This is a genomic window from Kitasatospora sp. NPDC004614, assembly GCF_042873675.1.
Classification (GTDB): domain Bacteria; phylum Actinomycetota; class Actinomycetes; order Streptomycetales; family Streptomycetaceae; genus Kitasatospora.
On the sequence record NZ_JBIALR010000022.1, the window covers coordinates 13,011 to 35,109 of the forward strand.

A 22,099-nucleotide genomic window follows, 5' to 3' on the forward strand; every position below is an offset into this window, starting at 1 on the left:
GGTTCACCGGGACTTGAGCAGCGGCTTGCCGAGCGGGAGGCGCTTGGCACCGGTCGCGCTGTGCATGGCGCTCGCGAAGATGTACATGCCGAGCGCGATGAACAGGAACATGGTCCCGATGCCGATGTAGACCAGCCACGGGTCGCTGGGCTTCAGCGGGTGGTTGATGGTCTGGTCGATGGCCTGCTCGATGGCGCCGAAGATGACCATCAGCGTGAGCGAGACGACGATGAAGAGGAAGGTGAACGCCCGCGGCAGGCGCAGCGTCGTCACCGTCAACAGGATGATCACGATCGCCCAGACCAGCACGAAGTTGGCTGTCGCCTGGCGCTGTTCGACGTTCTCGAAGGTGCCCATCCAGTTGTTGTTCAGCGCGATGCTGAGCACCGAGAAGCTCAGCCAGAACGTCCCGAACAGGCCGTAGACCGCGGCGAACACACCGTCGCCCAGGCGCATCGACCAGGCGGCGGCCATCAGCAGAAGGATCGCGCTGCTGAACACCATGGTCGGCAGCGAGGCCACCAGGGAGTTGGCCGGGATGCTGACGTCCTTCAGGTAGAACGCGAGGGAGAGCGAGCCCAGCAGGAAGCCGCCGAAGCCGATCATCGCGGCCTGGGGCGAACGGGGGCCGGTCGACGACTCGTCCTCCGGTGCGGGGGCGGGCGTCACAGCGGCGGAAACGGAGGCGGAGGCGGATACGACCGCCTCGAGGGTCGGGTTTTCCTGCTTCATCGTCGGTTGTCTCCTGGTCGTGGTCGTCTGGTCGTGGTTCGTCGGGACCGCGGACGTGGTCGAAGCCGCCGGGTGGCAGCAGGTCAGCCGGCGCTGCCGCCGAGGACCCGGCGCACCCGCGGGATCGCCGCCGGGGCCTGCCAGGACGCCGGCTCCGGTAGTCGGCGGGCCAGTTCGGCGAGGACGGGGTGCTCGAAGATCAGGTCGAGCGGGACGTCCGTGCCGGTGCGTGCGGAGAGCCTGGAGGCGACCCGGGTGGCGAGGAGGGAGTGGCCGCCGAGGTCGAAGAAGTCGTCCTCGGCACCGACCTCGGGGACGCCGAGCAGCTCGCGCCAGATCTCGGCGACCAGCTGTTCGGACGGCGTCTGCGGTGAACGGCCGCTCCGCCTGAGGGAGTTGGGGTCTATGGCCGGGAGTGCGCCGCGGTCGATCTTGCCGTTGGGGAGGAGGGGGAACTCGGGCAGCTCGACGAAGCTGCCCGGGACCATGAACTGGGGAAGCCAGGTACGCGCGTGGGCGGCAAGGGCGGCCCGGTCCAGCTCGGCGCCGGCCGGCACGAGGTAGGCGGCGAGGCCGAGGACGCCGGAGGCATCCTCGCGGGCCACCACCACCGCACCCGCCACATCGGGGTGACGGCGCAGCACCTCCTCCACCTCGCCGAGTTCGACGCGGTGGCCGCGCACCTTCACCTGGCCGTCGGCGCGGCCGAGGTAGTCGAGCTTGCCGTCCGGACGCCAGCGGACGAGGTCGCCCGTGCGGTAGAGCCGGCCACCGCCGGGCGCGGGCAGATACCGCTCCGCCGTCAGGCCCGGACGGCCGAGGTAGCCCCGGGTCACACCCGCGCCAGAGAGGTACAACTCCCCCACCGCGCCCAGCGGGACCGGCCGGAGAGCCGCATCGAGCACCAGCGCCGAGGTGCCGTCGACCGGCACGCCGATCGGGGTGCGAGCATCGGCCGGGTCCGTCGCCGTCCAGGTCGAGTAGGTCGTGTCCTCGCTGGGGCCGTAGAGGTTGTTGACCTTCTCCACGCCCGGGAGTGCGTACAAGTCCCTTACCAGGCCCGGCGCCAGAGCCTCACCGGCCAGGTTCACCCACCGCACCGACGCCGGCATCGCACCCGCCAGAGCCAGCTCACGCGCGGCCGACGGCACGGTGTTCACCAGCGTCAGCCCCGCGTAGCGGGAAGGGTCCGTCACCAGGTCCAGCACACCAGTGGGCGCCAGCACCGCGCACCCGCCCACCGTCAACGGCGCGAAGATCTCGAACACCGACAGGTCGAAGGAGACCGAGGTCGCCGCCAGAGTCCCGGCCAGGATCTCCGCCGGGAACACCCGCCCGGCCCACGACAGCATCGCCGCCACCTGCCGGTGCTCGATCACCACACCCTTCGGCCGACCCGTCGAACCCGACGTGTAGATCACGTACGCCGCATCGTCGATCGAGCCCACCTGCGAGGGCCTGGCCGCGCCGGCCGGCGGAAGGTCGTCCAGCGAACGCAGCACCACCGAGGCACCGGAGTCCGCCACCATGAACGCCACCCGCTCGTCCGGGTAGCCGGGATCCACCGGCACGTAACCCGCGCCGGACTTCAGCACACCCAGCAGCGCCACGATCAGGTCGGACGTCCGGGGCAGGCACACCCCCACCAGATCCCCGGGGCCAACTCCCTGCTGCCGCAAGGCATTCGCGACCCGGTTCGCCCGCGCCTCCAGCTCGCCGTACGTCAGCTCACCGTCAACGGCACGCACCGCCACCGCACCCGGCGAACGATCGACCTGCGCCTCCACCAACTCCTGCACGCGGCAGCCGCGTTCGGGAGTCGTCGACGCCGTGGTCCAGCCCTGGCGGCGTGCCGTCTCCACCTCGCCCGCCACGTCCAGCTCGGCCAGCGGCGTCCCCGGGCGGGCGGCCAGGGCCTCGATCACGACCGTCAGGCGGTCCGCGATCAGCTGGGCGGTGGACGGCTCGAACAGGTCGGTGTTGAAGACCAGGTGCCCGATGATCCGGCCGTCCCGCTCCTCCGCCTGGACCACCAGGTCGTACGGCGTGGTGCGGATCGGCATCGGCGCGGGCTCCATCCGCAGGCCCGACAGTTCGTAGCGCGGCGGTGTGCCGTTGACCGCGAGCAGCACCTGGAACAGCGGGCTGCGGCTCCGGTCGCGCGGCGGGCGGACGGCCCGGATCAGCTCCTCGAACGGGATCCGCTGGTGCTCCCGGATTCCGTCGACGGCCTCGCGCGCCGCGCCGAGGGCGTCGGCCAGCGTGCCGTCCGGGGCCAGCGTCAGGCGCAGCGGCACGGTGTCGACCAGGTAGCCGACCACGTCCGCGGTGGCGGGGTGGTCGCGGCCGGCGGCCGGGGTGCCGATGGTGACATCACACTGACCGACCGCCTTGGCGAGGACGACGGCCAGGGCCGTCGCCAGGACGGTGAAGGCGGTCGTCCCGCCGGCCCGGCACGCGGTTGCAAGGGCGTCGTCGGGCAGCGCCAGAGCAACCCCGGCGCCGTCGTAGGTCTGCTTCGCCGGGCGCGGCCGGTCGGTGGGCAGGTCGAGCGCCGGCGCGCCGGCCAACTGACCGCGCCAGAAGTCGAGTTCGGCCGGGGCCTCGGCCCGCTGCCAGTCGGCGACGTCCGCGTACTGAACAGCCGGGAGGACGGTGGGCGCGGCGGGCACGGAGCCGTACAGCGCGGCGATCTCGCGCAGCAGGAGGTCCAGCGACCAGCCGTCGGCGATGACGTGATGCAGGCTCATCACCAGGACGTGGTGTTGCCGCTCAGTACGCACCAGCGTCACGTGCCACAGCGGCCCGGAGGTGGGATCGAAGGCCCGCCGGCTCTCCGCCTCGACCACCGAGCGCCAGTCGGCGGTGTCGACGCTGGTGAGCGGGACCTCCACGGTGGGCGAGACCACCTGGCGCACCTCGCCGTCCACCTCGCGCAGCGACGTCCGCAGCACCTCGTGGCGGCGGGCGAGCTGTTCGAGGGCCGCGCGGAACGCCTGCACATTCAGGTCGCCGTCGATGTGGACGGCGCCGCGCACGTGATAGGCGAGGTTCGCCCCCGCGTCCAGGCGGCACAGGACCCACAGGCGTTCCTGGCCGAGGGAGGCCGGGAGAACAAAGGTGCCGTCGGGGCCCGGGATGCGGGGGACGACCGGGATGGCCTCGCGCTTTCCGCCGGAGACCGGGAGGTGGCCGGCGAGATCGGCGAGGACGGGGTGCTCGAAGACCAGGTGCAGCGGGACGTGGGCGTCCAGGGCCTCGCCGAGGCGGTGGGTGAGGCGGGTGGCGAGCAGGGAATGGCCGCCCAGCTCGAAGAACTCGTCCTCGGCACCGACCTCCGGGACGCCGAGCAGCTCGCGCCAGATGTCGGCGACCAGCTGCTCGGACGGCGTCTGCGGCGAACGGCCGCCCTGCCGAACGGAGTTGAGGTCCACGGCCGGGAGTGCACCGCGGTCGATCTTGCCATTGGGGAGAAGCGGAAACTCGGCCAGCTCGACGAAAGCACCCGGCACCATGAACTGCGGCAGCCGACCACGGACGAACGCCGCGAGCGCAGCGGGGTCGAAGCCCTCGTCGCTGAGCACTACGTAGGCGACCAGGCCCAGGACGCCGGAGGCATCCTCGCGGGCCACCACCACCGCACCCGCCACCTCTGGGTGACGGCGCAGCACCTCCTCCACCTCGCCGAGTTCGACCCGGTGGCCGCGCACCTTCACCTGACCATCGGCCCGGCCCAGGTAGTCGAGCTTGCCGTCCGGACGCCACCGCACCAGATCACCCGTGCGGTAGAGCCGGCCACCGCCGGACGCGGGCAGATACCGCTCCGCCGTCAGGCCCGGACGACCCAGATAACCCCGGGTCACACCCGCGCCAGAGAGGTACAACTCCCCCACCGCGCCCAGCGGGACCGGCCGCAGACCAGCGTCCAGCACCAGCGCCGACGTACCGTCCACCGGCACACCGATCGGCGTCCGCACGTCGGCCGGATCCGTCGCCGTCCACGTCGAATACGTCGTGTCCTCGCTCGGACCGTAGAGATTGTTGACCTTCTCCACACCCGACAGCAGGTACAAGTCCCGCACCAGGCCCGGCGCCAGAGCCTCACCCGCCAGGTTCACCCACCGCACCGACGCCGGCATTGCACCCGCCAGCACCAGCTCACGCGCCGCCGACGGCACCGTGTTCACCAGTGTCAGCCCCGCGTAGCGGGAAGGGTCCGTGACCAGGTCCAGCACACCAGTGGGCGCCAGCACCACACACCCGCCCACCGTCAACGGCGCGAAGATCTCGAACACCGACAGGTCGAACGACACCGACGTCGCAGCCAAAGTGCCCGCCAGCACCTCCGCCGGGAACACCCGCCCCGCCCACGACAGCATCGCCGCCACCTGACGGTGCTCGATCACCACACCCTTCGGCCGACCCGTCGAACCCGACGTGTAAATCACGTACGCCACATCGTCGATCGAACCCACCCGCCCGGGCCGCGAAGCACCCGCCGGCGAAAGCTCGTCCAGCGAACGCAGCACCACCGAGGCGCCGGAGTCCGCCACCATGAACGCCACCCGCTCGTCCGGGTAGCCGGGGTCCACCGGCACGTAACCCGCGCCGGACTTCAGCACACCCAGCAGCGCCACGATCAGGTCGGACGTCCGGGGCAGGCACACGCACACCAGATCCCCGGCACCGACACCCTGCGCCCGCAAAGCATTCGCGACCCGGTTCGCCCGCGCCTCCAGCTCCCCGTACGTCAGCTCACCGTCAACGGCACGCACCGCCACCGCACCCGGCGAACGATCGACCTGCGCCTCCACCAACTCCTGCACGCACAACGGCGATCCGGCCACGGCGGGCGCAGCCGCCAGCGCCTCGCGCCGCGCCGCCTCCACCGCGCCGGCCACGTCCAGTTCGGCGACCGACAGGTCGGGGCAGTCGGCCAGTGCGGCCACGGCGGCGGCCAGCCGTTCCGGGAACAGTTCGGCGGTGGAAACGGAATACAGGTCGGTGTTGTAGGTGAGGTGGCCGGTGATGGCGGCCTCCCCGCGCTCCAGGTGCAGCGAGATCTCGAACTGGGTCTCTGCAGGCGGGAGTTCGATCCGGTCGACGCGCAGGCCGGGGAGGTCCAGCGCGCGGGCCGGGGTCTCGTTGACGGCCAGCATGACCTGGAAGAGCGGGCTGCGCCCCTGGCCGTGCGAGGCGGCTCGAGCAGTTCGGACGATCTCCTCGAACGGCGTCCCGGCGTGCCGGTGCGCCGTCATGAGGGCTTGGTGGGTGTCGCGCAGAGCAGTGCCGAGGGTGGCGGCGGGGTCCAGCGAGCAGCGCAGCGGGAGGGTGTTGGTGAAGAAGCCGAGGAGTGCTGCGGTGTCCGGGTGGGTGCGTCCGCTGGTCGGGATGCCGATGGTCAGGTCGCGGTTGCCGGAGACGGCGCCCAGGACGAGCGTGACGGCGGTCGCGACGACTGCGAAGGCGGTGGTGCCGGTGGTCCGGGCGAGCCGGTCGACGGTGTCGGCGGGCAGGATGACGGGCACAGCAGCGCCGTGGTGGGTCGTGCGGGCGGAGCGGGGGCGGTCGGTCGGAAGGTCGAGGTCCCGGGCCCCGGCGAGGTGTTCGCGCCAGTGGGCGAGCCCGGCGTCGTCCGGGGGTGCGGCGTTCTCCCACGTGGTGAAGTCGCCGTACTGGAGGGCGGGCAGCGCGCGGCCGGACGGGTCCTGGTACTCGGCGGCGATCTCGCGCAGCAGGAGGTCCAGCGACCAGCCGTCGGCGATGGCGTGGTGGAGAGAGAGCAGGAGGAGGTGTTCGCCGGCGGCGCGGCGCACGATGCGGGCGCGGAAGAGCGGTCCTTCGGCGAGTTCCACGGTGGAGTGGCGCCACTGGTCGAGCAGTTCGGCCTCGGTCTGATCCGGGGTGTCCGGCTCCACCGTCGGGTCCCACTGCCAGGTGGGGTGCACGACCTGGACGATGTCGCCGTCCTCCTCGCGCAGGGTGGTGCGCAGGATCTCGTGCCGCCCGGCGACCGAGCGGACGGCCTCCGCCATCCGTTCGGCGTCGAGCGGGCCGGTGATCCGGGCGCCGCCGTTGAGCAGGTAGGCGAGGTTGGCGCTCGGGTCCAGGGAGCAGAGCAGCCAGAGGCGCTTCTGGCCGGACGACGCGGGGAAGACGAGGGTGCCGTCGGGGCCCGGGATGCGGGGGACGACCGGGATGGCCTCGCGTTTCCCGCCGGAGACCGGGAGGTGGCCGGCGAGATCGGCAAGGACGGGGTGCTCGAAGACCAGGTGCAGCGGGACGTGGGCGTCCAGGGCCTCGCCGAGGCGGTGGGTAAGGCGGGTGGCGAGCAGGGAGTGGCCGCCCAGCTCGAAGAACTCGTCCTCCGCACTGACCTCCGGAACACCCAGCAGCTCGCGCCAGATCTCGGCGACCAACTGCTCGGACGGCGTCTGCGGCGAACGGCCGCTCCGCCGAACGGAGTTGAGGTCCACGACTGGGAGTGCACCGCGGTCGATCTTGCCATTGGGGAGAAGCGGGAACTCGGACAGCTCCACGAACGCACCCGGCACCATGAACTGCGGCAGCCGGCCACGGACGAACGCCGCAAGCACCCCAGAGGCGAACTCCGCACCGCTGAGCACGACATAGGCGACCAGACCCAGTGAACCGGAGGCGTCCTCGCGGGCCACCACCACCGCACCCGCCACCTCGGGGTGACGGCGCAGCACCTCCTCCACCTCGCCGAGTTCGACCCGGTGGCCGCGCACCTTCACCTGACCATCGGCCCGGCCCAGGTAGTCCAACTTGCCGTCCGGACGCCACCGCACCAGATCACCCGTGCGGTAGAGCCGGCCACCGTCGGACGCGGGCAGATACCGCTCCGCCGTCAGGCCCGGACGACCCAGATAGCCCCGGGTCACACCCGCACCCGACAGGTACAACTCCCCCACCGCGCCCAGCGGGACCGGCCGGAGAGCCGCATCGAGCACCAGCGCCGAGGTGCCGTCGACCGGCACGCCGATCGGGGTGCGAGCATCGGCCGGGTCCGTCGCCGTCCAGGTCGAGTAGGTCGTGTCCTCGCTCGGACCGTAGAGGTTGTTGACCTTCTCCACACCCGACAGCAGATACAAGTCCCGCACCAGGCCCGGCGCCAGAGCCTCACCCGCCAGGTTCACCCACCGCACCGACGCCGGCATCGCACCCGCCAACACCAGCTCACGCGCCGCCGACGGCACCGTGTTCACCAACGTGACCCCCGCATACCGCGACGGATCCGTCACCAGATCCAACACACCAGTGGGCGCCAGCACCACGCACCCGCCCACCGTCAACGGCGCGAAGATCTCGAACACCGACAGATCGAACGACACCGACGTCGCCGCCAAAGTGCCCGCCAGCACCTCCGCCGGGAACACCCGCCCCGCCCACGACAGCATCGCCGCCACCTGACGGTGCTCGATCACCACACCCTTCGGCCGACCCGTCGAACCCGACGTGTAAATCACGTACGCGACGTCATCGACCGAACCGGCAACCGAGGGCCGGTCGGCTACGGGCGCATCAGGAACTTCAAGAACATCCGCCAGAGACCGAATGACCAGTGCCGCATCCGCGTCCTCCACCATGAACGCCACCCGCTCATCGGGGTAGCCAGGGTCCACCGGCACGTAACCCGCGCCGGACTTCAACACGCCCAGCAGCGCCACCACCAGGTCGGAGGTCCGCGGCAGACACACCCCCACCAGATCCCCGGCACCGACTCCCCGCGCCCGCAAGGCATTCGCCACCCGGTTCGCCCGCGCCTCCAACTCGCCGTACGTCAGCTCACCGTCAACGGCACGCACCGCCACCGCACCCGGCGAACGATCGACCTGCGCCTCCACCAACTCCTGCACACACAGCGGCAGTTCACCCACCGCAGGCGCGACGGCCCAAGCCTCGCGCCGCGCCGCCTCCACCGCGCCGGCCACGTCCAGCTCGGCGAGCGGCGCGTCCGGCCGCGTCACCACGGCCGCCAGGGCGGTGCCGAATCGCGCCGCGAGCAGCTCGGCGGTGTCGGGCTCGAAGAGGTCGGTGTCGTAGCCGAGGAAGCCGGTGATGGCGTCCTCGCCCTGCCAGAAGTAGAGCTCCAGGTCGTTGCGCGCCGTTCCGGGCGCGGTGACCAGGGGGTGCACGGGCAGGTCGCCGAGGCGGAGTTCGGGGAGTTGCGGCTGGAGCACGAACAGCACGTCGAACAGCGAGCCGCCGCCCTGCCCGACCTGTTCCGCGACGGTTTCGAACGGCACGTGGGAGCGCCCGTAGGCGTCGAGGCAGGTGTCGCGGACGGCGCGCAGGACGTCGCGGGCGGTGTGCGCGGCGGAGGTGTCGGTGCGCAGCGCGAGCATCGTGGCGAGCGGGCCGACGGCGCCGGGGGCGCGGTGGCGTTCGCGGGTCGCGATGGGTGAGCCGACGGTGATGTCGTGCTGTCCGGCGGTGCGGGCGAGGGTGAGGTGCAGTGCCGCGAGCAGGACCATGAACGGCGTGGCGTGCTCGGCCTCGGCGAGGCGCCGGACTTCGCGCAGCTGGTCCGCTTCGACGCTCAGGCCGACGTGGGCGGAGCGGAAGCGGCGGGCGGCGGGGCGGGGCCGGTCGGTGGGCAGGGAGAGCGGTTGGGCGCCGGCCAGGCGTTCGCGCCAGGCGGCCAGGTCGGCCGGGTCGGCGGTGGCGGGGACGGCGGGCAGCGGGGTGGCGGGGCCCGGCTGGTGGCCGGTGTAGAGGGCGTCGAGTTCGGCGAGGGCGACGCCGAGCGACCAGCCGTCGGCAACGATGTGGTGGGCGAGCAGTTGGAGTCGGGCCGTGCCGTCGGGCAGTTGCCAGAGGGCGGTGCGCCAGAGCGGCCCGGTGGCGAGGTCCATGGGGGTGGCGGCGCGGGTGTCGGCCTGGGCGCAGGCGGTGCGGCGGGCGGTGGCCGGGTCGTCCGGGGTGAGGTCGACGACGGTCAGGGCGGGGCGGGCCTCGGTGGCGACGGTGGCGCGGTCGACGGCCGGGAAGGTGGTGCGCAGGGCGGCGTGGCGGCGGGCGAGTTCGGTGAGGGCTGCGGCGAGCCGGTCGGGGTCGACGGTGCCGGCGATCTCGGCGTCGAAGCGGAGGACGTTGGCGGCGGTGCCGGGGTGGATCTCCTCGAAGAGGCGCAGTCCGTGCCGGATCGGGCCGATCTCCGTCCCGGTGTCCGCTTCGGCCGGGAGGGCCCGCCACTTGGCGAGCAGGGTGCGGCCGAGGTCGGCGGGAATCCGGGAGCTGTCGGACACGGTCGGGGCCTCCGTCTCGTCACCATGGCGGGCGGGCGTGCGAAGCATTCGCGGCGTGCGGTTCGTTCAAGCGGGGCTGTGAGGGTCAGCTACCGGCGAGCAGGGCCTTCGCCCGGTCGACGGCGTCGGCGGGTCGCATCCCGCCCTCGGTCCAGCGTTCGTTCAGCCGGGCGGTCAGTTCGCGGGGGGTCTGCGCGAGCAGGACGTCCTCGACGGGCACGGGCAGGGTGAGCGCGTCCTCGGCGACGGCCGCGATCTCGGCGGCGCGCAGCGAGTCGCCGCCCATCGCGGTGAGGGCGTCGTCGGGGCCGCAGTCGGAGACCTGGCAGACGGCGGCGAAGACGGAGGAGAAGAAGGCGGTGAGCGCGCCGGCCTCTTCCGCGCCGATGGCGGCCCGGTCGGGGGTGACGGTGCGGCCGACGAGTTCGCCGGCGAGGTGGCGGGTGCGGGCGAGGCCGTGCTGGATCTTGCCGCTGGTGGTGCGCGGGATGGTGCGCGGCGGGCAGAGCACGACGGTGTGCACGCGCGCGCCGGTGGCGGCCAGGACGCGGGCGCGGAGGTCGGCGGCGAGGCGCTCGGGGTCGTGGTCGTGTCCGGCGACCTCGACGGCGAGGACGATCTCGTCGTCGGCGCCGTGGAAGGCGGCGGCGGTGGGCCGGACGGCGGGGTTGTCGCGGACGGCGGCGGCGCACAGGTCGTGGGCGTGGTGGTTGACGCCGTTCTGGATGAGCACCTCTTTGCGGCGGCCGGTGACGGTGAGCCGGCCGTCGCGGAGTCGGCCGAGGTCGCCGGTGCGCAGGTGGCGGGTGCCGTCGAGGTGGCCGTAGCCGTCGGTCGGGGTGCCGGTCTGCCAGGTGTCCCAGTAGCCGTCGCTGATGCTCGGTCCGGCGAGCCAGATTTCGCCCTCGGCGCCGTCGGGCACGGCCGTGCCGGTATCGGGGTCGACCAGGGCGAGCCGGTGGCCGTCGACGACCGGCCCGCAGTCGACCCGGCCGTCCGCGTCGGTGTCGTCGTGTCCGGTCCAGTGGCGGCCGGTGACGATGAGGGTGGCCTCCGCGAGTCCGTAGCAGGGCAGGAAGGACTCGGGGCGGAAGCCGTACGGGGCGAACCGTTCGGCGAAGCCGGTGATCGTCGCGGGGCGGATGGGCTCGGCGCCGTTGAAGGCGAGCCGCCAGGTGCCGAGGTCGAGGCCGGTGAGGTCGGCGCGGTCGGCGCGGCGGACACAGAGGTCGTAGGCGAAATTCGGTCCGCCGGTGTGGGTGATGCCGAGTTCGCTGATCTGCCGGAGCCAGCCGATCGGGTCCTTGAGGAAATGCACGGGCGACATCAGGCGTACCGGGAATCCGCCGTGGATCGGGGTGAGAATGAATCCGATGAGCCCCATGTCGTGATAGGGCGGCAGCCAGGAGACCACCCGCGCGGTTTCGTCCAGACGGAAAACCTCGGTAATGGACCGAATGTTGGCCAGGATATTCCGGTGGCGCAGTACGACGCCTTTCGGCTTTCCGGTGCTGCCCGAGGTGTACTGGATGAGCGCGACGTCCTCGGGGTCCGGCGCGTCGGCCAGCAGGCGCTCGGGGTCGGCGGGGCCGGCGCCGGTGGCGTCGCCGAGGGTGACCACCGGGGGCAGGTCCTCGGGGCGCAGTCCGGCGGTGAGCAGGCCGAGCACGGCGGGGTCGGCGAGCAGGGTGGTGGCCCGGGAGTCCTCGAGGATGCGGGCGAAGCGGGCGGTGATCCGCTCGGTGGAGCCGAAGATCGGCGGGTAGGCGGGCACCGCGGGGACGCCGGCCAGGAAGCAGGCCCACAGCGCGGTGACGAAGTCCAGGCCGGGCGGGAAGAGCAGCAGTGCGGGGCCGCCGCGTCCGTCCGCGCCGCGCAGCAGCGGGGCGAGGGCCGCGGCCCGGTCGAGCAGTTCGCGGTAGCCGATGGTGTCGACCCGGCCGTCGTCGTGCAGGTACTCGTAGGCCTGCCGGCCGCCGCGGGCGAGGGCCTGCTCGACGAGCGTGTGGACGAGCGTGGGGCGGGCGGGGATCGACATCGGCGAGCTCTCCATTTCCCTGGTCCGGCCGGTCGTTCGGCATTCCGGTGGGTACGGCTGCGGGCTGCACCGGCGGCCAAGAGAAATTAAAGATGTTCGGTCTCTCAGCCAGGTCTCACTTCCTTATCCGCCGCCTCTCACGCCGAACGGTTGTCATTGACGGGCCCTGCGGCAGAAATGGTAGGTATTGAGGGCCGCGCGGTGGCCGGGCCGGATTCGACGGTCCGGCGGAGTGCCGCCGGCGCTTTTCCGCGGCCGGTTTCCGGGCCGTACCGTTCCGGGCCCCGCCGGCCCGAAGCATGCCGGTCCGAAGCCCGCCGTTCTCACGGCCCGCCGTTTCTTCGAATTTCTCCGAGTTCCGCCGTCCCCGAGGGAGGTACGGGTGCGCCCGGTCCGACCAAGTTCCAGCTGGTTCACGTCGTTCGGCGCGCCGGCCGATCCGGAGTGCGAAGTGGTGTGCTTCCCGCATGCCGGCGGGGCGTCGGCGCTGTTCCGGAACTGGCAGCGGCACACGGCGGCGCTGGCCGTCACGGCCGCTCGCCTGCCGGGCCGGGAGGGGCGGCTCGGGGAGCCGCCGCTGCGGGAGATGTCGGCGCTGGTCGACGGCGCGGTGGCGGGCCTGCGGGCGCCGCGCACCGGGCGGCGGTACGCGCTGTACGGGCACAGCATGGGCGCCCTGGTGGCGTTCGAGCTGGTGCGGCGGGTGCGGGAGCTCGGGCTGCCGCTGCCGGTGGCGCTGTTCGTCTCGGGCCGGGACGCCCCGCAGTACGGCGACGCGGAGCAGGTGCACCGGCTGCCGGACGGCGAGCTGCTCGACCGGCTGCGGGAGTGGGACGGCATGGAGTCCCAGGAGCTGCCGCAGTACGACGAGTTGGTGCGGCTGATGCTGCCGACGATCCGGGCGGACCTGACGCTGGCGGAGACCTACCGGTATGTGCCGGGGCCGCCGTTGCCGGTGCCGATCCGGGTGTTGCGCGGCTCGCACGATCCGCTGGTGCGGCCGGGGAACGCCGGCTGGGACCGGCAGTCCTCGGTGGACTGCGCGGTGCGGGAGTTCACCGGCGGTCATTTCTTCGTGCAGGACCACGAGAGGAGCGTCGTGGAGTTCGTGGAGACCTCGCTCGCCGGGTTGCCGGCGCGGGAGCCGGCCAGGAAGGGGAGCGGGGCCCGATGAGCAGTTCGTCCTATGTCGGCGGCGTCGGCGGCGGGGAGGCCCGCGACTACGGCGACCACTTCGTGCTGCCGGCCGCGCCCGCCCAGCGGAGTCTGTGGTTCGTGTGCCAGCTCGATCCGTCGAGCAACGCCGCGTACAACGTGTGCAGTGCGGTGCGGCTGGTCGGTGAGCTGGATGTGGTGCTGCTCCAGCGGGCCGTCAACGCGGTGGTGGCGCGGCACGAGAGCCTGCGCACCGGTGTCGGTCTGGTCGACGGGGATCCGCGCCAGGTGGTGCTGCCGGAGGCGCTGGTGCCGCTGCCGGTGGTGGACTGCTCGGGGCTGCCGGAGGACGGGGCGCGGGCCCGGGTGACGGTCCTGGCCCGGGAGCAGGCGGCGATGCCGTTCGCGCTGGACGCCCCGCCGCTGCTGCGCCTGGTGCTGGTGAAGGAGTCGGAGCGCCGGCACACGCTGCTGGTGACGATTCATCACCTGGTGTGCGACAGCTGGTCGATGGACGTGTTCTACGCCGATCTCGCCGCCGCCTACCGCGGCCTGTGTGCGGGCGGCGACGCCGGTCTGGTCGAGCCGCCGGTGCAGTACGCGGACTATGTCGGCTGGCTGGAGCGGCAGTTGACCGGGGAGCGGATGGAGAGTCTGCTCGAGTACTGGCGCACCGCGCTGGCCGGGACGGCCCCGCTGGAGCTGCCCGTGGACCGTCCGCGCGAGCAGCGCGGCGGTGCCGGCGGCCGGCTGGAGGAGCGGCTGGATGCGGCGACGGTGGCCGCTCTGGAGGGGCTGGCGAAGGATTCCGGCGGGACGCTGTTCATGACCCTGCTGACCGGGTTCATGGCCGCGCTGTCCCGGGTGACCGGTCAGGAGGACGTCGCGGTGGGCACGCCGGTCGCGGGCCGCCACCACCCGGATGCCGAGCAGCTGGTCGGTTTCTTCGCCAACACGCTGGTGCTGCGCGCCCGCCTGGCGCCGCACCAGGGGTTCGCGCGGGCCGCCGAGGTGGTCCGGGACGCCTGTGTCGGCGCGTTCTCGCACGACCGGATGCCGTTCGACCGGCTGGTGCAGGAGGTGCGGCGGGCGGGCGCGCTCGACCGCAACCCGCTGTTCGACGTGATGTTCTCGATGCCGGGCCCGCCCGCGCCGGGCGCCGAACTGGCGGGCCTGACCATGACGCAGGTCGAACTGCCCGTCACCGCCGCCAAGTTCGACCTGTGGCTGACGGTGCTGCCGGACGGCGACGGGCTGCGCCTGCAGCTCGACTACGACCGGGGCCTGTACGACGAGCCGACCGCGGCCGGCGTCCTGGAGCTGTACCGCCGGATCCTGCTGGAGGCGCTGGCCGCGCCGGGCACCCCGGTCGGCGCGCTGCCGGCCGGCCCGTCCGGCGGCCCGGGGTCGGTCCCGACCGCCGCGCCCGCCGATGGCTGTACGGTCCCGCAGCTGCTGGACGTCCGGGGCGCGGACGACGTGGTGCTGTCCTCGGCGGACGCCGTGCTCACCCTGGGCGAGCTGCGCGAGTGGTCGGCCGCGCTGGCCCGGCGGCTGCGCGCCGAGGGGATCGCCGGGCCGGGCGTGCGGGTGACGACGCCGCCGGTGCCGTCGGCGGGGCTGCTCGCCGTCGTCCTCGCGGTGTTCGAGGTGGGCGCGTCGGTCGGGTACGGCCAGCGGCACGACCGGGCGGGCGCGTTCGTCCGGCGGGCCGAGGACGAGCCGGGCGGCTGGCTGATCACCACCGGCCCGCGCTTCGACCCGGCCACCCCCGCCGTCCCGGGCCCCGACGACCCGGCGTGGCAGCCCGCCGACGGCGGCCCCGCGCTGACCCACCGGGCGCTGGTCGCCGGGCTGACGGCCGTCGCCGAACGGCTCGGGGTGACCGCGGACGACGACGTCCTGCTGCTCGACGGCGGCACGCCGCCCTCCCCCGTGCACCTGCTGATGCCGCTGGTGCACGCGCGGAGCCTGATGCTGTCCGGGCTCGACCCGGCGCCGGCCGGGCCGCCCTCGGCCTTCGTCCTGGCCGACCCGCCGACCTGGCGCCGGGCGCTCACCGACGGCTGGGCGCCGCCCGCCGGGACCAGGCTGGTGTGCGTGGGCGAGGTCCTCGAGCCCGACCTGGTCGACATGCTCGCCCGCACCGGCCTCCCGGTGGTGCTGGGCCGCCCCGCCCCCGCGCCGCTGGCCGTCCCGCCCGCGCTGGCGCCGCTGGACGCGTGGCGCGGCAGGCGCCTCGGGCCGCCGCTGCCGGGCACCGCACACCTGCTGCTGGACGCCCTGGGCGGGCCGGTGCCGGACGGCGTGGTCGGCGAACTGCACCTGGCCACCGCCGCCGGGCCCGGGGTGCCGGTCGGGCTGCGCTGCCGGCGGGCCCGGGACGGCGCGCTGGAGGTGGTCGGCCCGGGCGCCGGGTGGCTTTCGGTCGGTGACCGGGGGGTCCGCGCGGCGGAGGTCGAGCAGGCGCTGCGGGCCGTGCCGGGCGTGCGGGACGCGGCGGTCACCACCGACGCCGACCGCCGCCTGATCGCCTGGCTGGTCCCGGACCCGACCGTCCCCGCGGGCACCGAGCGCGAGCGCGACGCGTTCGGGGCCATGGTGCGCGCCCGCGCCGGAACAGCTCTGCCCGGGTCCGCCGCGCGGGCCGTGCTGGGCGTCCTGGACGCGCTGCCGACGGCCCCCGACGGCACGCCGGACCGCGGCGCGCTGCCGCCGCCGCCCGCACAGGTGCCGAGCGGCCCCGTCGAGAAGACCCCGCCGCGCAACGGGGAGGAGCGCCGCACCCTGGCGATCTTCCAGGAGGTGCTGGGCCGGCCCGCGGTCGGCGTGCACGACGACTTCTTCGGCCTCGGCGGGTACTCGCTGCTCGCTGCGAAGCTGCTGAGCCGGGTGCGCGCCGAGTTCGGCATCCAGGTGCCGGTGCGCGACTTCTTCCGCCGCCCGACCCCGGCCGGGCTGGCCGAGGCCCTGGCGGAGCTGGAACGCGCCCGCGACCGGCGGCCCACCTCGGACCAGGCGGTGCTGGCCCAGCTGGCCGACATGTCCGACGAGGAGATCGACCAGCTCCTGCGCCACCTGAACTGAACCACCTCATACCGGAACCACCACCGGAACCCACCACCACGAGGAGCCAGCGATGGGAATCGACGACGCCGACACGGTCTTCCAGGTCGTCACCAACGAACAGGACCAGTACTCGATCTGGTTCGCCGACCGCGCCCTGCCCGCGGGCTGGGCCACCACCGGGACGACCGGGACCAAGCAGGAGTGCCTCAAGCACATCGAGCGGGTCTGGACGGACATGCGGCCGCGGTCGGTCCGCGAACGCTCCGCCTGACCACCGCCGGCAGCGCCACCGACCGGTCACCGACAGCGCCACCGACACCGAGGACGGGAGTCCCCCCACATGAGCACACACGACGGCACCGCCGCCCTGACGCCCGACGAGAAGCGCGCGGTCCTGGCCGGCCTGCTCGACGGCTCGGCCAACGCCTTCACCAGCAACCTGACCCTGGAGCAGCGCCGGCTGTGGCTGCTCGTCCAGCTCGACGAGAAGCGCCCCTGGCAGACCAGTGACGCCGTCCGGCTCACCGGCCGGACCGACCCGGCGGTGCTGCAGCAGGCGCTCGCGGCCGCCGTCCAGCACCACGCGGTGCTGCGCACCACCTTCCGCACGGTGGACGGCAACCCGCTGGCGACCGTCAAGCCGGTGGCCTCGCTGCGCCTGCCGGTGGTCGAGCTCGACCCGGAGCGGCTCGACGAGGAGCTGGCCCGGGTCGCGGCCGCCGAGAGCCGCCGCCGCTTCGACCTGGCGCAGGGCCCGCTGGTGCGGGCCAGCCTGCTGCGGCTCGGCGCCGAGGACCACGTCCTGCTGCTGACCGTCCACCAGCTGGTCGCCGACCGCCCGTCGGTGCGCCGGCTCACCGACGAGGTGCTGACCCGGTACGCGGCGCTGCTGGACGGCGCCGACGCTCCGGCCACCGCCGCCGCCGTCGACCTGCCCGCCGTGTTCGCGGCCCAGCGTGCCTGGCTGGAGAGCGACGACGCCGAGAAGGACATCGAGTTCTGGCGGGCCCGGACGGCCGCGCTGACCACGCTGGAGCTGCCCACCGACCGGCCGCGCCCGCCGGTGAAGACCATCGAGGCCGACGCGGTGTCGGTGCCGGTGCCGGCCGCCCTGCACACCATGCTGGGCGACTTCGCCGCCACGACCGGCACCACCCTGCCGGAGCTGCTGCTCAGCGGGTACGTGACGGCGCTCGCCCGGCACGCCCAGCAGCAGGACTTCGCCGTCGGTGTGCCGGTGCCGCCGGCCTGGCAGGACAGTGACGGCGGCCTGGTCGGGCCGCTGGAGAACACCCTGCCGCTGCGTTTCGAGCTGGAGGCCGGCGAGTCGCTGACCGGCCTGCTGCGCCGGTCCGAGTCGGTGCTGGCGGAGGCGCTGGTGCACGCCAGGCTGCCGTTCGAGCAGATCGTCGAGGCGGCCCGGCCGACCCGCGACCTGAGCCACACCCCGCTGTTCCAGGTGCTGTTCGGCTTCGAGGAGCAGTGGGCTTCGCGCGAGCTGCCCGGCGCGGTCGCCCGCCCGCTCGACCTGCCGACCACCTGGACGCCGCACGACATCGACCTGTACGCGGTGCGCAGGGACGGCGAGTTGACGCTGCGCGCGCAGTTCAACACCGCGCTGTTCGACCGCGACACCGTCACCCGGCTGCTGGAGCGCACCCTGCTGCTCCTGGAGTCGGCGCTCGCCGAGCCCGACCGCCCGCTCGCGGACTTCCCGCTGCTGAGCCGGGAGGAGCGCGACCACCTGGCCGCCTGGAACGCCACCCGTACCGAGCACGACGCCCCGCAGCTGCTGCACGAGCTGGTGGAGCAGGCCGCCGCCGCCCACCCGGACGCGGTCGCGCTCACCTCCAGCACCGCGGAACTCTCCTACGCCTCGCTGGACCTGCGCGCCGAGGCGCTGGCCGCCGAGCTCACCGCGCAGGGCGTCGGGGTGGAGACCCCGGTCGGTGTGCTCGCCGACCGCTCGGTGCACACCATGGTCGCCCTGCTGGGCGTGCTGAAGGCCGGCGCCGCGTACGTCCCGCTCGACCCGTCGTACCCGGCGGACCGGATCGCGACCATCGCCACGGACGCCGGGATCGGCCTGGTCACCGGTGACGCGGAGGCGCTCGCCGCGCTGGCGGCGAAGGTGCCCGCGCTGCGCACGCTGCCCGTCCCGACCGCCGACCCGGCGGGCCCGGTCACCCGGCCCGCCGTGCGCCCGGCCCCCGACAGCCTGGCGTACGTCATCTACACCTCGGGCTCCACGGGCCGCCCCAAGGGCGTGGCCGTCGAGCACCGGCAGATCGTGCACTCCACCCTGGCCCGCTCCGCCTGCGAGGGCCCGGGCCTGCCCGAGCGCTACCTGGTGCTCGCGCCGTTCACCTTCGACGCCTCCGGCGGCGGCCTGTACTGGACGCTGCGCCGCGGCGGGACGGTCGTGGTGCCGAACGAGGCCGAGGTGCTCGACCCGCGGCTGCTCGGCGCGCTGATCCAGGACAAGCAGGTCACCCACGTCGACGGCGTGCCCTCGCAGTACTCGGTGCTGCTGGAGTCCGCGCCGGAGGCGTTCGCGTCGGTGCGCACCACCGTGCTGGCCGGCGAGGTGCTGCCGCCCGGACTGGTCGGGGAGCACTTCCGCCGCTCGCCCGGTGTCGCGCTGTTCAACGAGTACGGCCCGACCGAGGCGACCGTCTGGGCGTCGGTGCACCCGGTGACCGCGAAGGACGGCGAGAGCGGCCGGGTGCCGATCGGCCGGCCCATCCCGAACACCCGGATCCACCTGCTGGACAAGCGCCTCAACCCGGTGCCGCCCGGCGTGCCCGGCGAGCTGTGGATCGGCGGCGACGGCGTGGTGCGCGGCTACGTCAACCGCCCCGGCATGACGGCGGCGGCCTTCCTGCCCGACCCGTTCTCCGAGCAGCCCGGTGCCCGCCTGTACCGCACCGGTGACCTCGCCCGTTACCGGGCGGACGGCACCATCGAGTTCCTCGGCCGGGCCGACACCCAGGTGAAGATCCGCGGCTTCCGGATCGAGCTCTCCGAGATCGAGAACGTCCTGCTGCGCCACCCGCTGGTCGCCGAGACCGCGGTGATCGCGCGGGAGGACCAGCCGGGCGTGCCGCGGCTGGTGGCGTACGCGGTGCCCGTGGTCGGCCGGGTGCTGACCAAGGAGGCGCTGGTCAAGCACGTGCTGGCGCAGGTGCCGGACTACATGGTGCCGAGCGCGTTCGTCACGCTGGAGAAGATGCCGCTCACCCGCAACGGCAAGATCGACACCGCCGCGCTGCCCGCGCCGGACCTCGGCACCGAGGACTTCGTCGAGCCGGGCAGCGAGCTCGAGGCGGAGATCGCCGAGACGTTCTGCGCGCTGCTCGGACTGTCCCAGATCAGCGCCACCGCTGACTTCTTCGAGCTCGGCGGCAACTCGCTGCTGGTGGCGCGGCTGACCGCGCAGCTGTCCCGCGAGCACGACGTGACCCTGCCGGTCGAGCAGATCTTCCGGGTACCCACCGTGGCCGGCATCGCGCAGGCCATCGAGGAGGACCGCCGCCAGCGCGACAACATCGACAGCGAGGTGCTGTACGCGCAGCAGCTCGCCGAGCTGCACGCGGAGATCACGCTGCCCGAGGAGATCGCCCCCGGCGACCTCCCGCACGCGGAGTGGTTCGCGCCCCGGCACGTCCTGGTCACCGGTGCCACCGGCTACCTGGGCGCGTTCCTCGCCGTGGAGCTGATCCTGCGCACCGAGGCCACCGTGCACTGCCTGATCCGCGCCGAGAACGAGGACGCGGCCTGGGAGCGGATGGAGCAGACCCTGCGCACCTACTCCGCGTGGGACGAGTCCTACCGTTCCCGGATGCGGATGGTCGTCGGTGACCTCGCCAAGCCCCGGCTCGGCCTGGACCAGCACGAGTTCGCGGCCTACGCGGGCCTGCTCGACGCGATCTACCACAGCGGCGCGGTGGTCAACTTCACCTACCCGTACGAGGCGGCGCGTCCGGCCAACGTCGAGGGCACCAAGGAGGTGCTGCGGCTCGCCACCACCACGACGCTCAAGTCCGTCCACTTCGTCTCCAGCGTGGACGTGTTCATGGGCACCGGCGCCGAACGTCCGTTCACCGAGGAGGACCTGGACGGCCGGCCGATCCGCATCCCGACCGGCTACCCGCGCAGCAAGTGGCTCGCCGAGAAGATCGTCTACCTGGCGCGCGACCGCGGCATCCCGGTCACCGTCCAGCGCCCGTGGATGATCACCGGCCACACCCAGACCGGCGCCTCGCACCACACCGACTACCTGTACGTGTACCTGCGGGGCTTCCTCGACCTGGGCGTCCTGCCGCTCTACAACGACGTCATCAACGCCGTGCCCGTGGACTTCACCGCGCAGGCCATCGTCTACACCTCGCTGCGGGCGGAGAACTTCGGCAAGAACTTCAACATCACCAACCCGGCGCCCACCACCATGACCCAGTGCTACCAGTGGCTGCGGTCCTTCGGCTACGACCTCAACGTCGTCGACGAGGAGGACGCCCGCCAGCGGGCGCTGGGCGTCGACGAGGACCACATCCTGTTCCCGATGACGCCGCTGCTGCGGGTCGCCTCGATGCGGCACGCCGCGCTCGACCCGGAGCTGCAGAAGCAGATCAACCCGCAGGACGAGTGCCGGGTGCTCACCGAGGCGCTGGAGGGCTCCGGCATCGCCTGCCCGCCGGTCAACGAGGAGTGGGCGCACGACTGCTTCCGCTTCCTGGTCGAGGGCGGCTACCTGCCCGCGCCCGAGGACGTGGTGGTGCCGCCGGCGAGTGAGCGCCCGTGATCCGCCGCCTGGACATCGATCCGGCCGACGGCGCGGCGCTCGCCACGCTCAGCCGGTCCGTGCTGCACGAGTACGGGTCCAGCACCGCTCCGGCCCTGCTCGACGACCTGCCCGCGCTGGCGCAGCAGTTGCCGTCGCGGCTGGTCCGGGAGCTGCGGGCGTTCCGGACCGCCGAGTCGGCGTCGGCGCTGGTGGTGCGCGGGCTCAAGGTGGACAACACCTCGATCGGCCCGACGCCGCTGGACTGGCGCGAGACGGAGCGGCCGGCCGCGGTCGCCGCGCACGAGGTGTTCCTGGTGCTCGCCACCGCGCACCTCGGCGACATCTTCGGCTGGTCGACCCTGCAGGACGGCCGCCTGGTCCACGACGTGCTGCCGATCCCGCAGCACGAGAAGGACCAGAGCGGGCACGGGACGGTGGAGCTGGCCTGGCACACCGAGGACGGCTTCCACCCGTACCGCTGCGACTACCTGCTGCTGCTCGGACTGCGCAACCACGACGCGGTGCCGACCGTGGTGTCCGGGATCGAGGACGTGGAGCTGACGCCGCGCCACCGCGCGGTGCTGGCCGAACGGCGGTTCCTCATCCGCCCGGACACCGAGCACCTCAAGTACGCGCGGTCGCTCACCGAGAGCACCGGGCGGCTCCACCCGATCCAGCGGATGGAGGAGGACCCGGAGCCGTGCGCCGTGCTGTTCGGCGACCCGGACCGCCCGTACCTGCGGGTGGACCCGGCGTTCATGTCGCCGGTGCCGGGCGACCGGGAGGCGGCGGCGGCGCTCACCGCGCTGACCGGCGAACTGGAACGGCACCTGGTCGGGGTCGCGCTGGGCGCCGGGGACCTGCTGGTGGTCGACAACTACCGGGCGGTGCACGGGCGCAGCGCGTTCGAGGCGCGCTTCGACGGCACCGACCGGTGGCTGAAGAAGGCGGTCGTCACGCGGGACCTCCGCAAGTCCCGCGACCACCGGAACGCTCCCGAGGAGCGCATCCTGCGGTGACGGCGGCCCGACCCCGCTGAATCCCCTCACG

General features: G+C 73.3%; 8 protein-coding genes. 5 read left to right on the forward strand and 3 right to left on the reverse strand.

Translation table 11 applies throughout. The annotated features are described in order from the left end of the window. Positions 1-3: 3 nt before the first annotated feature. The 3 genes from ACFYST_RS31360 to ACFYST_RS31370 all read right to left on the reverse strand — a co-directional run bounded on the left by ACFYST_RS31360 (position 4) and on the right by ACFYST_RS31370 (position 12,042). Positions 4-732: a GPR1/FUN34/YaaH family transporter gene (locus ACFYST_RS31360; protein WP_387867230.1), complete on the reverse strand. Its 729-nt coding sequence runs from the start codon at positions 730-732 to the stop codon at positions 4-6. Positions 733-815: 83 nt separating this feature from the next. Continuing rightward, positions 816-10,004, reverse strand: coding sequence for an amino acid adenylation domain-containing protein (locus tag ACFYST_RS31365; RefSeq protein ID WP_387867232.1), 9,189 nt, complete (start codon positions 10,002-10,004; stop codon positions 816-818). 85 nt (positions 10,005-10,089) lie between these two features. Then, positions 10,090-12,042, reverse strand: a complete 1,953-nt coding sequence (locus tag ACFYST_RS31370) for an AMP-binding protein (RefSeq protein WP_387867235.1) — start codon at positions 12,040-12,042, stop codon at positions 10,090-10,092. Positions 12,043-12,424: 382 nt separating this feature from the next. Here ACFYST_RS31370 and ACFYST_RS31375 point away from each other — a divergent pair, with 382 nt between their 5' ends. The 5 genes from ACFYST_RS31375 (at position 12,425) to gntD (ending at position 22,068) form a co-directional block, all read left to right on the forward strand. After that, entirely contained in the window at positions 12,425-13,216 is a 792-nt protein-coding gene (locus tag ACFYST_RS31375) for a thioesterase II family protein (protein WP_387867237.1), read from the forward strand. Beyond that, on the forward strand, positions 13,213-16,284 hold the full coding sequence (locus tag ACFYST_RS31380; protein ID WP_387867240.1) for a condensation domain-containing protein: 3,072 nt from the start codon (positions 13,213-13,215) through the stop codon (positions 16,282-16,284). The genes ACFYST_RS31375 and ACFYST_RS31380 overlap by 4 nt, the downstream gene beginning before the upstream one ends. Before the next feature lie 52 nt (positions 16,285-16,336). Then, positions 16,337-16,537, forward strand: a complete 201-nt coding sequence (locus tag ACFYST_RS31385) for an MbtH family protein (RefSeq protein WP_387649134.1) — start codon at positions 16,337-16,339, stop codon at positions 16,535-16,537. A 69-nt stretch (positions 16,538-16,606) separates the two neighbouring features. Further along, positions 16,607-21,067 (forward strand): amino acid adenylation domain-containing protein, encoded by a 4,461-nt coding sequence (locus ACFYST_RS31390; protein ID WP_387867243.1) that lies wholly within the window; start codon positions 16,607-16,609, stop codon positions 21,065-21,067. After that, entirely contained in the window at positions 21,064-22,068 is a 1,005-nt protein-coding gene (gene gntD, locus ACFYST_RS31395) for a guanitoxin biosynthesis L-enduracididine beta-hydroxylase GntD (RefSeq protein ID WP_387867246.1), read from the forward strand. The genes ACFYST_RS31390 and gntD overlap by 4 nt, the downstream gene beginning before the upstream one ends. The last annotated feature ends 31 nt before the right edge of the window (positions 22,069-22,099 follow it).